The organism is Actinomyces glycerinitolerans (genome assembly GCF_900098745.1).
Lineage (GTDB): Bacteria > Actinomycetota > Actinomycetes > Actinomycetales > Actinomycetaceae > Actinomyces > Actinomyces glycerinitolerans.
The window spans coordinates 187,413-201,945 of sequence record NZ_FQTT01000012.1 but is presented as its reverse complement, the minus strand read 5'-3'; the positions used below and the strand labels follow the sequence as shown (position 1 = coordinate 201,945).

Here is a 14,533-nt window from a genome sequence, read left to right as displayed (position 1 = left end):
TGGCCGCTGCGGCAGCCGATACGACAGAGCCGATAACCGGTTTGCGCGCCGTGGCCGCCTTGCGCAGACTCACCGAGACTCTGGAGCTTGCACAGGTTGAGGCTGCTCTGCGCGCTGGCATGGGCTGGACGGAAATCGCGAACAACCTCGGCGTCACCCGCCAAGCCGTCCACAAGAAGTACGCGAAACGAGTCGCACCCGGACTGGCACCCACCAGGAGGAGGAACCGATGACAATATCGAGCCGTACCCATCTGTGGTCCTGGATTAGTTATGCGCGACATGAGGCCGGGCGTTTGCAGCACCCTGAGATCGACATCGACCACCTGCTGCTGGGGCTGCTCGCCCAGGGCGGTGAGGCGGCGGCGCTGCTCGGCACGCACGGAGTCACCCTGGCGAACGCCCGACGCGCCATGTACGAAGTATCCGCCGCGGACCTGGCGACCCTCGGCATAGACGCAACCGCCATACCGGCTTCGCTGCAGTCGCCCGGCCAGGAGGCGCAGAGGCTGGCCAACCTCGGCGATATCCCCTTGTCCGGCCAAGCTCAGCAGTTCGCCGGCGATCGTCGTAATGATTTCAGTACTTCCCTATCAGCTCTGAAAAGCCTGCTGGAGACGGAGGGCGGGACGCCGATGCGCATACTCGCCCACCTCGACGTGGATACAGAACGACTGCACGCCGATCTGGCCACACACGACGGGGGCCACCTCCGCTCCCCAGGCGTTACTAAAGTCGACCGCGGCCTGTTGCCGGAGACGCCATCCGGAGCCCTGTGCCTGAGACGATTCATCTCTGCACCACCGGTGCTGGTGCACGCGGTGCTGGCCGATCCGGGGATGCTCACCGGATGGGCCGTATTGCCAACAGAGGTGCGCGAGCAGCGTCTGGATGGGATAGTCAGTATGCACCGCTCGCGCAACGGAAGCCGCCACCTGGATTTGCGCTGGAGACACCTCGAGCTTGGGACCGACGTGGTGTGCTGGGTGAAGACCATCCTCACCGGGCCGTATGACGGCCAAACGCACTCCTATGACAGCTTCGTTCTGCGACCGGCACCCGGCGGGTGCGAGCTGACCTTCACGCGCGCATACCGTGTCTGGCGCCTGTCCGGGCGTCTACTACACCCGGTGACCCGGCGGCTGACACGCATAGGCATGGTCAACGCCTTCGGCGCCATCGCCAGGACGGTCGCCGCCTCTCTATGAGACCCGGCCGGCGTTGCACCTGAGCGCCCTAGATGATCGATTCCAGAAGTGGGCAACTGTCGTCGCTGGATGACGGCCTGAGCCCCGCGAGCATCAGAGCCTCACGAGGAAATCGACATTGGCGCTCTACGCAGCGCGCACCTCGGCCACGCGCCACGGGTCGGGGACGAGGATCAGTATCACCTCGCGTGCCGCCAGCGCCGGCACGGTGCGCACGGCACCGTCCGCGCCCGTGCGAGTGGAGGCCGGCTGGGACTGACGGATGCGCACGGCCCGGGCGCCCACCCAGGTCTGCTCACAGTCCTCCGGCACGTCCACCTCGGTCACGCCGAGCACATCGGTGTCCAGCCCGTCGACGCTCTCCCCCGCCGCGGCCAGCGCCTCCAACACGGCCGCATCGGCGTTCGCCGCCGGCGAGTGCGGCACCGTGGTGTCGGCCAGGGCGACGCCGTCACCGTCATTCAAGGCGGCGTCGCGCCGCCCGGTCAGGTCCACCACCACCTCCAACAGGCTCTCCTCCGCGACTTGCGTCGGAGCAGGGACCGTGGCCGGGGCGCCGGCGGTTGCGCCGGTGCCGGGCGCCGTGGCCCGTGCCGCCTGGCCGACGCCGAGTAACCCGACGCCCAAACCCAACACGCTCACCAGCGCCACCAGGCCGACTAGTGCGGCAGCCAGCCGCCGTCGCCCCGTGCGAGATCGGCCGCGCCGGCGCCCGCGTCCCGCTTCGGACCGCGCTGCCGGCCCCCGACGACGGCGCAGCGCGCGGCGGGTGGGGACCACGCGGGTGGGTCGGGCCGCCGCGGCACGCAGGGCGCCCGCGGCCAGGCGGGCGCCCTCGGGCAGGACCAGGCGGCCGGGCTGAGCCAGTTCATGCGCCCGGGCGGCCAGGGCACGGGCGGTGGGACGACGGGTCGGATCGGCGTCGAGCGCGTCGGGCAGGATGCGTTCAAGGCGGGCCCACAGCAGCGCCGACCCGGAGGCGCATTCGCGCAGCAGGGCCGCCAGCGCGTACACGTCCGATGCCGGGGTCGCGGGGCCGCCACCGTGGCGCTCGGGGGCGGCGCAGCGGTCGGTCCCGGACTCGAGGATGCCGCCGAACAGGTCAATGAGCACCAGCCCGCCATCGGTGGTGACCATGACGTTGGCGGGTGAGACGTCCCCGTGTGCCAGACCGTGGGCATGCAGGTGTGCCAGCGCGCCGCCGACGTCGTCGAGCACCCGCGCTGCCTCGGCGCGGGTCAAGCCACCACGCGCCCCGAGCACCACCGCCAGGTCGGCGCCCGCGATCAGGTCGACGACGACCGCCGCGTACCCGTCGGGCAGGAAGATGACGTCTCGCACGGGGGCGATCGCGGGGTGGGTCAGCCCGCGCAGCTCGTTCAGGCGGCGCAGCGTGCGGGCCCCCGCGGCGTCGTCGGGCAGTTCGAGTAGATGGATCACGACGTCGCGGCCGGCGCCATCCAGGCCGCGGCGGGGCGCTAGCCGGCCCGGTGCGTCGCCGCCCAGGGGCGAGCCGACGGCGAGGCCCGCCTCTATGAGTGCGTCCTGCAGTTGCGGCGCGAGCGCGTCGGGATCCTCCGCCTGCTCGTCCCGCCGGCGGCTGCGGTGCTGGTTGGTGCCCATGACCTCCATGTTCGCCGGAGCGGCACCAAGGTGCCAGGGTCAATGCGTCGCCTGTGGAAAACCCGTCACACCTGTCACCGCCCGCCGTTGAGACCGGCACCGGTTACGCGCCCGGACCGGTCGAAGTCGCTGAGGCCGGCCCGGCGGGCGACCACGCAGCATCCATCGCCACGGCTCCGGGCTAGGCGTCGGTCATGAGTGGAGTCAAGTGGGTCTCCAGCGCCGCCATCACCGGATCGGCCAGTTCGGCCGTCGCGTAGTGGATGCCGGTCACGGCTGTCAACGAGGTGACCCCGGCGTCGGTAATGCCGCAGGGGATGATCCGGTCCAGGTCGAATGCGGCCAGGTCGGGGTCCACGTTCAGGCCGATACCGTGCATGGTGGTGCCGCGCGCCACCCGCACCCCCAGGGCGCAGACCTTGCACTCGCGCGCCTCGCCGCGGCCCGGTTGTCGGCCCGGCGGCACCCACACCCCCGAGCGCTCCGGCACACGCATAGTAGTCACGCCGAGGTCGGCGCATACGTCCATCACCGCCGCCTCCAGGGCGCGCACATACTTGATCACGTCGATCGGCTCGGCCAGGCGAATGATCGGGTAGACGGTCAATTGCCCGGGACCGTGCCAAGTCACCTTTCCGCCGCGGTCTACGTCCACCACCGGCACGCGCTCGGGCCCAGCCAGCGGGCCGGCCGGACGCTCCCATGAGTGCGTGCGCCGCCCCACCGTGTAGACGCTCTCGTGCTCGAGCAGCAGCACCGTCGCGGGACGGCGGCCTGCGGCGACGTCGGCGTGCACGGCGCGCTGAAGCGCCAAGCCCTCGTCAAAGGGCACCAGGCGGGTCCCCAAACCGACGTCGACGCGTTCCAATCCATGCACCTCACCAGCCTAGATGAGACCCGTGCGGGGGTGCGTTGCTCGTGCCGGTAGCGACGCGGGGTGGCGGATGAGTGACGACCGGGGCGGACCGCATAGACTACGGGCCGATGGTCCTACGCCAATGGTCCTACGGGAGGAGTTCCAGTGCCCGACGCCGTCGCCCCTGAGGGCCGCCGCCTGCTGCGTGTGGAGGCCCGCAACGCCCAGACGCCGATCGAACGCAAGCCCGGCTGGCTGCGCACCCGCGCCGTGGTGACCGACACCTACCAGGATGTGCGCGGCCTGGTGCGCAGCCACGGCCTGCACACGGTCTGTGCCGAAGCCAACTGCCCCAACGTCTACGAGTGCTGGAACGACCGCGAGGCGTCCTTCCTCGTGGGCGGAAGCATTTGCACCCGCCGCTGCGACTTCTGCGACATCGCCACCGGCCGTCCCACCGAGTACGATCCGGACGAGCCGGCCCGGGTGGCCGCTTCGATCAGGGAGATGCGCCTGCGCTACGCCACCGTCACCGGGGTGAGCCGCGACGACCTGCCCGACGGCGGCGCTTGGCTGTACGCGGAGACCGCCCGCCAGGTGCACGAACAAGTGCCCGGCTGCGGCATTGAGCTGCTGGTGCCCGATTTCAGGGGCCGGGAGGAGTCGCTGCAGGAGGTCTTCTCCTCCCGCCCGGAGGTGTTCGCCCACAACCTGGAGACCGTGCCGCGCATCTTCAAGCAGATCCGCCCCGCCTTCTCCTACGCCGGCAGCCTGGACGTCCTCGCGCGCGCGTCGCAGGCCGGACTGCTGACCAAATCGAATCTGATCCTGGGGATGGGCGAGACCCGCGAGGAGATCGAGCAGGCAATCGCGGACCTCGTCTCGGTCGGTGTCAACATCCTGACCCTGACCCAGTACCTGCGCCCGTCCAAGCTGCACCATCCGGTCGACCGGTGGGTCAAGCCGCAGGAGTTCCTCGAGCTGGCGGCGCTCGCGGAGGACCGGGGCATCGATGCGGTCATGAGCGGACCCATGGTGCGCTCCTCCTACCGCTCGGGGATGCTGTGGGCGCGGGCGATGCGTGCCACGGGCCGGGAGATTCCCGCCAACATGCGCGACCTAGCCGAGCCGAGTACGGCCCGCCAGGAGGCCGCCGCCCTGCTCGCCGCCGGGACCGCCGCAGGCTCCGCGGCCGACCGGGCGACGCCGAGCCCGGTGGGCCGGGCCGCCTCCTGAGGGACGGCGTGCGCCGTCGTCGGCTAAGGTGGGATCGTGAGCACAGCCCAGAGCGCCCAGCCGAAGAAGAAGCGGCGCCTCGCACAGGTCGCCCAGAACGTCAAAGACTCCTACACGATCTCACGGCGCAGCTATCCGTGGATCGGCTGGGCCCTGCTCGGCATCCTGGTGGCCCTGGTGGCACTGGCCGTTGCGCTGTCCGCCGTCACCAGCCAGGCGCTGTGGTACTGGCTGCTGATGGGCGTGCTGCTGGCGCTCATGGCGGACATGGTGGTTCTCTCACTGGCCACCCGCCGTGCCTCATACATGCAGATCGAAGGCCACCCCGGTGCGGTCAAGGCCGTGCTCGATCAGGCGGGCCGCGGCTGGTACGTGGAGTCGGATCCGGTCGCCTTCAGCCCCAAGGGCCAGGACTTCGTATGGCGCCTGGTGGGACGCCCGGGCATCGTGCTGGTGGCCGAGGGTGCGCCGGGTCGTACCCAGCGCCTGGTTGAGGATGAGAAGAAGGTGCTGCGGCGCATCCTGTCCACGGTTCCGGTGCACGTGATCAGCGTGGGCACCGCGGAGGGACAGACACGCCTGATCCACCTCGAGCGCGAGTTGCGGCGCCTGCCCACTAAGCCCACCAAGCTGACCAACACCGAGATCGACCGGGTCGCCAAGCGGCTGTCGTCCCTGTCCTCCAAGGGCCTGCCCATCCCGAAGTACATGGACCCGAACAACATTCGTCCGGACCGCCGCGCCATCCGCGGCCACTGAACCGCCGCCGCCCCGGCCCGAGGCTGGCGCTCTGCAAGTCTGCGGACCGGCTCGGCCATGCAGCCGAAACACGGCGGACATATTCGCGGCACCGCCACGACACCGCGCCCACCTAGCCTGCATACCCACGCCCGGGATCTTTCGGGCAAACAACACGCACACCCTGACGGAGGGACCACATGTTCAGTGACGCTGCGGAAGCGCTGGCCTACATCGAGAAGGAGGATGTGCAGCTGGTTGATGTGCGCTTCTGCGACCTGCCCGGCGTGATGCAGCACTTCACCATTCCGGTTGCCGCCTTCAAGGATGAGGCGCTCACCGAGGGGCTCATGTTCGACGGTTCCTCCATCCGCGGCTTCACCGCCATCCACGAGTCGGACATGAAGCTCATCCCGGACGTCACCACCGCCTTCCTGGACCCCTTCCGTGAGCAGCGCACACTGGTAATCAACTTCTCGATCGTGGATCCCTTCACCGACGAGGTCTACGCCCGCGATCCCCGTTCGATCGCCGCCAAGGCGGAGGACTACCTGCGTTCCACGGGCATCGCCGACACCTGCTACATCGGCGCGGAGGCCGAGTTCTACCTGTTCGACTCCATTCAGTACGAGACCACGCCCGCCTCCACCCGCTACCTGATCGACTCCGCCGAGGCGGCCTGGAACACCGGCCGTGACGAGCCCGGCGGCAACAAGGGCTACAAGACCGCCTTCAAGGGCGGCTACTTCCCCGTGTCCCCCAACGACCAGATGGCCGACATTCGCGATCGCATCGTGCGCACCTGCATTCAGTCCGGCCTCGACATCGAACGCGCCCACCACGAGGTCGGCACCGCCGGGCAGCAGGAGATCAACTACCGCTTCGCCTCCCTACTCGCCGCCGGCGACGACATGATGAAGTTCAAGTACATCGTCAAGAACGAGGCCTGGCGCAACGGCAAGACCGCCACCTTCATGCCCAAGCCGATCTTCGGCGACAACGGTTCGGGCATGCACACGCACCACTCCCTGTGGAAGGACGGCAAGCCGCTGTTCTTCGACGAGCGCGGCTACGGGCAGCTCTCCGACCTGGCCCGCTGGTACATCGGCGGCATCCTGCGTCACGCCCCCAGCCTGCTGGCCTTCACCAACCCGTCGGTCAACTCCTTCCACCGGCTGGTGCCGGGCTTCGAGGCGCCGGTGAACCTGGTGTACTCGGCGCGCAACCGCTCCGCCTGCATCCGCATCCCGGTGACCGGCTCCTCCCCCAAGGCCAAGCGGATCGAGTACCGCGTGCCCGACCCGTCGGCGAACCCCTACCTGGCCTTCGCCGCCACGCTCATGGCCGGCATCGATGGCATCCGCAACCGCATCGAGCCGCGCGAGCCCGTGGACAAGGACCTGTACGAGCTGGCCCCCGAGGACTACCACGACATCGACAAGCTGCCGGGCACGCTGGACGAGGCGCTTGACGCGCTGGAGGCCGACCACGACTACCTGGGCGAGGGCGACGTCTTCACCCCCGACCTGATCGAGACCTGGGTGGACTACAAGCGCACCAACGAGATCGCCCCGATGCGCCAGCGCCCCCACCCCTACGAGTTCGAGCTGTACTACGACCTGTGAGCGGCCTCTCGTGCCGGCCCGCCCCAACCATTTGCATATCTATGCTCTGATGTGGATATCCTGGCGGTGGCCGTAGTCCTCGATTCGAAGGAGCCGCATGAGATCCGCACGCACCTTGAGCGCGCGCGTCGCCGCCGGGCTGTGCCTGGCGCTGACGGCGACGGTGCCGCTGACCGCCTGTACCGACGCCGCCGATTGGAAGGCCACCCAGACCGGCGACGCCGCCGCCTTCACGGGCTATGACACCTCCGGCATCCAGGCTCAGCAGGACATCATCGACATGCTCCCCGAAGGCGCCCTGGCCGACGGCGTGCTCGACGTGGCCGCCTCCACCGACTATGCGCCCGCCGAGTTCCTGGACACCGACGGCACCGCCATCGGCTACGACGTCGATCTGGCCAAGGCCATCGCCGCCGTGCTGGGCGTCGACTCGACCACCCACACGGCGGAGTTCGACTCCATCATCGCCGCCGTCGGCTCCAAGTACGACGCCGGCATCTCCTCCTTCACCGTGACCGCCGAGCGCGAGTCGGCCATGGACATGATCGCCTACATCAACGTCGGCTCCCGCTTCAACGTGGTGGCCGGCAATCCGGAGGGCGTGGACCCCTCCGACCACCTGAACCTGTGCGGCCTGACCATCGGGGTGCAGACGGGGACGGCCCAGGAGGAGGCCATGAACGCCGATTCCGCCGCCTGCACCGAGGCGGGCTTGCCGGCCATCGCCGTGCGTTCCTACTCGACCCAGTCGGAGGCGACCACCGGTCTGATGGGGCACGTGATCGACGCCGTCTATTCCGATTCGACCGTGGCCGGCTACGCCATCGAACTGACCGACGGCGGGGTGGAGACCGTCGGCGAGATCGAGGACGCACTCCCCCAGGCCATCGTCCTGGCCAAGGACGATCCGCAGTTCAACGCCGCCATCCAGGCGGCCGTCCAGTACCTCATGGACTCCGGCACTTGGGAGGAGATCCTGGACGCCTGGGGCATTGAGGATGCCGCGCTCACCACCGCCGAGCTGAACCCGAACGTGGAGCAGTGATCACCACCATGAGACCTCCCCAGCCCACCCAACCCGCTTCTGCTGCGGCCGCCTCCGGCGCCGACCAATCGGTCCAGCTGAACCGTCTGAAGCCGGTTCCCCGGCCCGGCACGTGGATCAGCGCCACCATCGTCGCGATCCTCGGTGCGATGCTCATCCACGCCCTGGTGACCAATGAGAAGTTCCACTGGGGCACGGTCTGGTTCTTCTTCCGTGAGGTGCACGTGGTGCGGGCGGTCGGCTGGACGCTGCTGCTGACGTTTCTGGCGATGCTGATCGGCATCGTGCTGGCGGTGACGACGGCGGTCATGCGCCAGTCGTCGAACCCGGTGCTGCGCGGCGTGTCACTGGCGTACCTGTGGTTCTTCCGCGGCACCCCGATCTACACGCAGCTGGTGTTCTGGGGGGCGCTGTCCGCCCTGTACCAGTACCTGAGCTTGGGGGTTCCCTTCGGGCCGGAGCTGATCACCTTCCGCACCACGGCGGTGTTCACGCCGTTCGTCGCCGCCGTGCTGGGGCTGGGCATCAACGAGGGCGCCTACCTGTCGGAGATCGTGCGCTCCGGCCTGGCCAGCGTGGATCCCGGCCAGACCGAGGCGGCCGGCGCACTGGGCATGAGCCGGGGGCAGATCCTGCGCCGCATCGTCCTGCCGCAGGCCATGCGCGTGATCGTGCCGCCCACCGGCAACGAGACCATCTCCATGCTCAAGACCACCTCGCTGGTACTGGCCGTCCCCTTCACGCTGGATCTGACCTTCGTCACCAACTCCTACGCCTCCTACACCTACCAGACGATCCCGCTGCTTATCGTGGCGGCCCTGTGGTACATCATCATCACGTCCATCCTGATGGTCGGCCAGCACTTCATTGAGCGCTACTACGGCCGCGGCTTCGACGGGTCCGCCGCCACCGCCGGGAACCGCACAGGCCGCGGCCTGTCAGCCCGTCAGCAGGCCATCCTCGACTCCCACACCACCAAGGACTCCCCCTTCCTGGAGGTCACCCCGTGAGCAGCACGAACTCGACCACCGCCCAGCCCGTCCCGCCGGGTACGCCAAAGGTCCGCATCGCCGGACTGCACAAGTTCTTCGGGGAGCTGCACGTACTCAAGGGCATCGACCTGACGGTCGAGCCCGGCTCCGTGACCGTGCTGGTGGGCCCGTCCGGATCCGGGAAGTCCACGCTGCTGCGGTGCATCAACGAACTGGAGACCATCGACGCCGGCCGCGTGTGGGTCGACGGCGAGCTGATCGGCATGCGGGAGGAGCAGCGCCCCGACGGCTCCGTACGGCTGCACGCCCTGACGGACAAGCAGCGCGCCGCCCAGCGCTCCAAGATCGGCATGGTCTTCCAGCGCTTCAACCTGTTCCCGCATATGACCGCGCTGGAGAATGTCATTGAGGCGCCCGTCCACGTGCGTCACGTACCCAAGGACCAGGCCCGCGCACGCGGCATCCAGCTACTGGATCGGGTGGGGCTGGGCGACCGGCTTGACCACTACCCCTCACAGTTGTCCGGCGGGCAGCAGCAGCGCGTGGCAATCGCCCGGGCGCTCGCCATGGACCCGGAGCTGATGCTCTTCGACGAGCCCACCTCCGCCCTGGACCCGGAGCTGGTCGGAGAAGTGCTCCAGGTGATGAAGGACCTGGCCGCCGACGGCATGACCATGGTGGTGGTCACCCACGAGATGGGCTTCGCCCGGGAGGTCGGCGATCAGCTGGTGTTCATGGACGGCGGAGTAGTGTGCGAGTCCGGGGACCCGGTTGAGGTACTGGACCACCCCAGTCAGGAGCGCACCAAGGCCTTCCTCGCGTCCGTATTGTGATCAGGTTGCGTGTACCCCCGCTCCTACGGCCACTAAAGTGATGTAAGACACGCTCATTCCTCTTACTTCCCTGGAGCCTCATGGACACGCAGCTGATCAAAGGTCGTATCGGTGATCAAGAGGTCCTGATTGAGGTTGTTCGAGCCCCCGGAAGCCAGGAGCTGTCAGGTGTTCGGGAGCGGGCCGCGGACCTGTTCGAGCGGGCAGGGGATGTGGTTGATGCCGCGGCTAAACAGGCCGCGGGCATGGTCCGTCGGGTGTGCGACCAGGCGGAGCCTCCGGATGAGATCACGATCCAGATGGGACTGAGCCTGTCCACCACTGGCGCGATCGTCGTCGCCTCCTCCACCACTACGGCTTCGCTGGCGGTGTCCATGAAGTTCACTACCGCCGCCGGTGATCGGGGCGAGGCGTGACCTCCGGAGTGCCCGGCTACCTCGGGATGGTTCTGGACGATTCCGATCAGGCCGTTGGCACCTGCTGGCTGGTGAGTCCCGGGAAGGTGGTCACTGCGGCGCATGTTATGGAAGCCGTCGGCGTGAGCCTGGTGCAGGCGCGCGCCGCCTTGGCGGGACCCGACGCCGCAGCACCCGCCGCTGAGGGGAACTCCCCCGCTCCGCGGATCCGGCTGCGGCCAGGGTTGAGCTCTGCTGCGGCCCCGCTTGGCGCTCGCATCCTGCACCTCGACCTGGATCTGGACCTGGCCCTGCTGGAGGTGGACGCCGCGTCTTGGTCGTCTGAGCCGGCGCGGCTCGCAACCACTGCCGGGAAACAAGCCGGTGCTGCGGTACGCATTACCGGTGTCTCCAGACGCCCCGATACCGCTGCCGAGCGCGTCGTCACTGCATCCAGCACCAGCGGACGGTGGGATGGCTGGGATTACTACGACGACCGTACTTTTGAGCTACTGACTGTGAATGCCTCCGGCGCACAGCCGGGAATGTCGGGAGCGCCGGTTGTGCTGGCCGAGGGCGGGGCCGTCATCGGGATGGTGACGGGGCGCTACAACTCCGCCGACGGCTGGAGCCGCGACCTGGTGTTCGCCGTCGGAGTGGAGTCGCTGGTCAGGTCATGCGGCGGCTGGCTGGAGGTTGAGCTTGAGGGCGAGCCGCGTCCCACCGAGGCCTTGCAGGTGACGATGCGCCTGGGCCCGGGTGACTCGGTGACCGTGTCCTGTCCTGCGCTGAACGTTGAAGTGAGCGTAACGGTCGGCTCTAAGGCCGAGCTGTTCTCTCCTACGCAGTGCCTACGGCTGGCTCGGGCGGGCCGCCCGCTACTGAAGAACCACTCGCCAGCCCAGGATCGGGACCGCACCCCACTGTTGGATGCGCTGGATGAGATGGGCGCAGTGCTCACGCGAGTCTTCCTGCCGGGCGAGGCCGGAGCAGCGCTCTCCCAAATCATTGCTAAGGCTGAGGCTCAGACGGTGCCCGTGGAGCTGGCGCTTGACGTGTCCGCGCGTCATGACCTGCGTGACCTACCCTGGGAGGCCATGCATGTGCCGGGAACCGGGCAGCCATTGGCCCTGCATCACCTGGTTACCTTCTTCCGCAAGGCGGTGGCCTCCCCCGCACCACGGCGCGTGCCCGGGCCACTGCGGATCGTGGTGGCGATAGCCTCTCCGATTGAGGGCGGGGCCGGCGCATTGGACTACCAGGCGGAGTTGCGTGCTATCACCACCGCCGTCCGCGAGGCGCGTAGCGCCAATGCGCGGGTCCGGATAGTCCAGTTCGCCACCACCAGGGAGATCCGGCGGGCTCTGGAACAGGAGAAACCGCACGTTCTGCACATCTCAGGGCATGGTGCCGCTGGCCTGCTCGTGCTTGAGGACAAGGACGGTGCCGCCCGGCGTATCAGCGCGCAGGAGCTGATTGAGGAGGCAATTCCGTCTGGTGGTATGCCGCCGCTGATTTGCCTGGCTGCCTGTGAGTCCAATGCGGCTGCTGGTGCCGAGGCTGCTTCCTTCGCCGATGAGCTTGTGGCTGCGGGGGCGCCGATTGTCATTGGCACGGAGGACGCGGTCTCTGACCACTATGCCACCCTGGTGTTCTCCAAGGTATACGCCGAGCTTGCTGCGGCACCGTACCCGGATCCCGTTTACGCCCTGGCCCAGGCGCGCCGCGAGGTCCGACGGATATGTGCTGAAAGCTCCAATCCACGCCAACAAACCGAGCAGGTACTGGCGGGCTGGAGCGTAGTAACGGTCCAGGCCTCCAGCTGCGGGCAGCAGATTGCTGCGCCACCGGAGAAGGATGCGCAGGCGTCGGCGCCGTTGGCTTCCGTGCGCGCAATGAACTCGCTGCCCTCGTTGGGCACCGGATTGTTCGTCGGACGGCGCCGGGAGCAGCTGCGCGTGCCCCAATTTCTGCTCTCCGATACCCATGCCGGCGTGGTGTTTCACGGGATTGGCGGCATCGGAAAGTCAACACTGACAGCTGAGGTGCTTCGCCGTACCGCTGAGCTGCAGCCGGTGCTTGTGGTTGATATGCGTGGCATAGTACGAGTTGAGGAGCTCTTCCAGCGAATCGTGTCCCGCCTGCGCGTCAGCTTCAGTGATCAGCTCACCGACCCCCAGGTGAACCAGCTGCTGGGGCTGCTGGCCAACACCGAGATCGCTTGGTCCGAGCGCCTGGACCTGCTGCAAGGCACCCTGCTGCAGCAGATTCCCCTCATCCTGGTGCTGGATAATTTCGAAGACAATCTCACCTTCACCGACGGCGCCTATCGCCTGACCGATCCCCTGCTTGCCGAGTTCTTAGTGCAGTATCTGACTGTTACCGGCCGTGGCAGGCTGCTGGTGACCTGCCGTTACCGTTTCAGCCTGCCCGAGGACGCTACGGCGGCGCTGGAGTGGATTGCCCTGGAGCCCTTGAGCTTTGCCGAGACCACTCACCTGGCCTGGTCCCTGCCGCAGCTGGACGCCCTGGAGGCCGCCGATCTGCAGACCCTGTGGGCAGGTGTGGGTGGGCATCCCAGAACCCTGGAGACGGTAGATGCGCTGCTCAACCGCGGAAGGGGGCGCCTACCACGAATCACCCGGGAGCTGCGGGGGCGGCTGCGCAGCAGCCTTCCCGAAGGCGTCCGTCCAGAGAACTGGCTGGCACGCAGCCGCACGCTTGATGCCGCCATTGCTGACTCCGTCACGGTCGCGGCCGACGATGTGCTCCTGCCGCAGTTGCTGGCGACTCTTAGCAGCGACGCCCAGCGCCTCCTGCTGGGCATGTCCGTGTTCCGGGAACCGGTCAATGCGGCCGCAGTATTCTTCGCCGTTGGTGACGACGTTCCACCCGCCAAGAACTCTGCCGATGATAATTCCTCGCTCGGTCTGCCGAGTACGGATCTGCCGCTGAGCGATCTGCTCCATGAGCTAGTTGGATCCACGCTGCTCACGGTCATCCCGCCCGCCGATGGCGAGGACACCATGTTCTTCGTCCACCGGTGGCTGGCAGAGGCGCTGGAACGCGTTGTGGCGAGCGCTCGCCCGAAAGACGAGGTTGAGCAGCTTGCCGCCGAACAGCATCGGCGCGCCGCCGAGTATTGGCGTTGGAGCTATCGGATGCGCCCGCAGGGTGCGAGTTCTGGTCCCATTGATGCGCACGACTTGCTCGAGGCGCGGCACCATCACTCCCGCTCTGGCGACGCGGAGGCAGCCGATGACGTTGCACGGTACGCTGCGGTTATTCTTCACACCGTCGGTTGGTGGGATGAGGATTTCTCTCTCGCACATCAGCAGCTTAGCGGCAGTAACCTGTCCGACATCCGCCGTGCCGCCTGGATACACCATCTCGGTATCCTCGCCCAGGCCCGTGGCGACTACCAGCAGGCCGAGAAGCACTACCACCACTCCCTCAAGATCGAGGAGCAGCTGGGCGACCAGTCCGGCATCGCCACCACCCACCACCAGCTCGGCAGCCTCAGCTATCTCCGTGGCGACTACCAGCAGGCCGAGAAGCACTACCACCACTCCCTCGTGGTCTTCGAGCAGCTGGGCAACCAGGCCGGCATCGCCACCACCCACCACCAGCTCGGCATGCTCGCCCAGGCCCGTGGCGACTACCAGCAGGCCGAGAAGCACTACCACCACTCCCTCAAGATCGAGGAGCAGCTGGGCGACCAGTCCGGCATCGCCACCACCCACAACCAGCTCGGCATGCTCGCCCAGGCCCGTGGCGACTACCACCAGGCCGAGAAGCACTACCACCACTCCCTCGTGGTCTTCGAGCAGCTGGGCAACCAGGCCGGCATCGCCACCACCCACCACCAGCTCGGCATGCTCGCCCAGGCCCGTGGCGACTACCAGCAGGCCGAGAAGCACTACCACCACTCCCTCAAGATCGAGGAGCAGCTGGGCGACCAGTCCGGCATCGCCACCACCCAC

11 protein-coding genes are annotated in these 14,533 nt (G+C 67.9%); 9 read left to right on the top strand and 2 right to left on the bottom strand.

Annotation, left to right across the window (positions count from 1 at the left end; translation table 11 throughout):
- The first annotated feature begins 229 nt into the window (after positions 1–229).
- Positions 230–1,207, top strand: coding sequence for a Clp protease N-terminal domain-containing protein (locus ACGLYG10_RS11145; protein WP_083565863.1), 978 nt, complete (start codon positions 230–232; stop codon positions 1,205–1,207).
- Positions 1,208–1,333: 126 nt separating this feature from the next.
- Here ACGLYG10_RS11145 and ACGLYG10_RS11140 read toward each other — a convergent pair whose 3' ends face one another.
- Positions 1,334–2,830, bottom strand: a complete 1,497-nt coding sequence (locus ACGLYG10_RS11140; protein ID WP_073331818.1) for a serine/threonine-protein kinase — start codon at positions 2,828–2,830, stop codon at positions 1,334–1,336.
- Between the two features lie 181 nt (positions 2,831–3,011).
- The gene (gene lipB, locus ACGLYG10_RS11135; RefSeq protein ID WP_073331816.1) at positions 3,012–3,698 is read right to left on the bottom strand and encodes a lipoyl(octanoyl) transferase LipB; all 687 of its coding nucleotides are present in this window, start codon (positions 3,696–3,698) and stop codon (positions 3,012–3,014) included.
- A gap of 153 nt (positions 3,699–3,851) precedes the next feature.
- Between lipB and lipA the strand changes: the two genes are divergently transcribed.
- The 8 genes from lipA to ACGLYG10_RS16005 all read left to right on the top strand — a co-directional run.
- Positions 3,852–4,922: a lipoyl synthase gene (gene lipA / locus ACGLYG10_RS11130; RefSeq protein ID WP_073331813.1), complete on the top strand. Its 1,071-nt coding sequence runs from the start codon at positions 3,852–3,854 to the stop codon at positions 4,920–4,922.
- Between the two features lie 36 nt (positions 4,923–4,958).
- Positions 4,959–5,681: a DUF4191 domain-containing protein gene (locus tag ACGLYG10_RS11125; RefSeq protein WP_073331810.1), complete on the top strand. Its 723-nt coding sequence runs from the start codon at positions 4,959–4,961 to the stop codon at positions 5,679–5,681.
- Between the two features lie 179 nt (positions 5,682–5,860).
- Positions 5,861–7,285, top strand: coding sequence for a type I glutamate--ammonia ligase (gene glnA / locus ACGLYG10_RS11120; protein ID WP_073331807.1), 1,425 nt, complete (start codon positions 5,861–5,863; stop codon positions 7,283–7,285).
- A 97-nt stretch (positions 7,286–7,382) separates the two neighbouring features.
- Positions 7,383–8,330, top strand: a complete 948-nt coding sequence (locus tag ACGLYG10_RS11115; RefSeq protein WP_073331805.1) for an ABC transporter substrate-binding protein — start codon at positions 7,383–7,385, stop codon at positions 8,328–8,330.
- Between the two features lie 8 nt (positions 8,331–8,338).
- A complete protein-coding gene (locus ACGLYG10_RS11110; RefSeq protein WP_073332133.1) occupies positions 8,339–9,340 on the top strand; it encodes an amino acid ABC transporter permease in 1,002 nt (333 codons plus the stop codon).
- Positions 9,337–10,155, top strand: coding sequence for an amino acid ABC transporter ATP-binding protein (locus tag ACGLYG10_RS11105; protein WP_073331803.1), 819 nt, complete (start codon positions 9,337–9,339; stop codon positions 10,153–10,155). The genes ACGLYG10_RS11110 and ACGLYG10_RS11105 overlap by 4 nt, the downstream gene beginning before the upstream one ends.
- 80 nt (positions 10,156–10,235) lie before the next feature.
- Positions 10,236–10,571, top strand: coding sequence for a CU044_2847 family protein (locus tag ACGLYG10_RS11100; protein WP_073331800.1), 336 nt, complete (start codon positions 10,236–10,238; stop codon positions 10,569–10,571).
- Positions 10,568–14,533: tetratricopeptide repeat protein (locus ACGLYG10_RS16005; RefSeq protein WP_211483017.1), on the top strand; the 3,966-nt coding region annotated here is incomplete at its 3' end. The genes ACGLYG10_RS11100 and ACGLYG10_RS16005, both read left to right, overlap by 4 nt.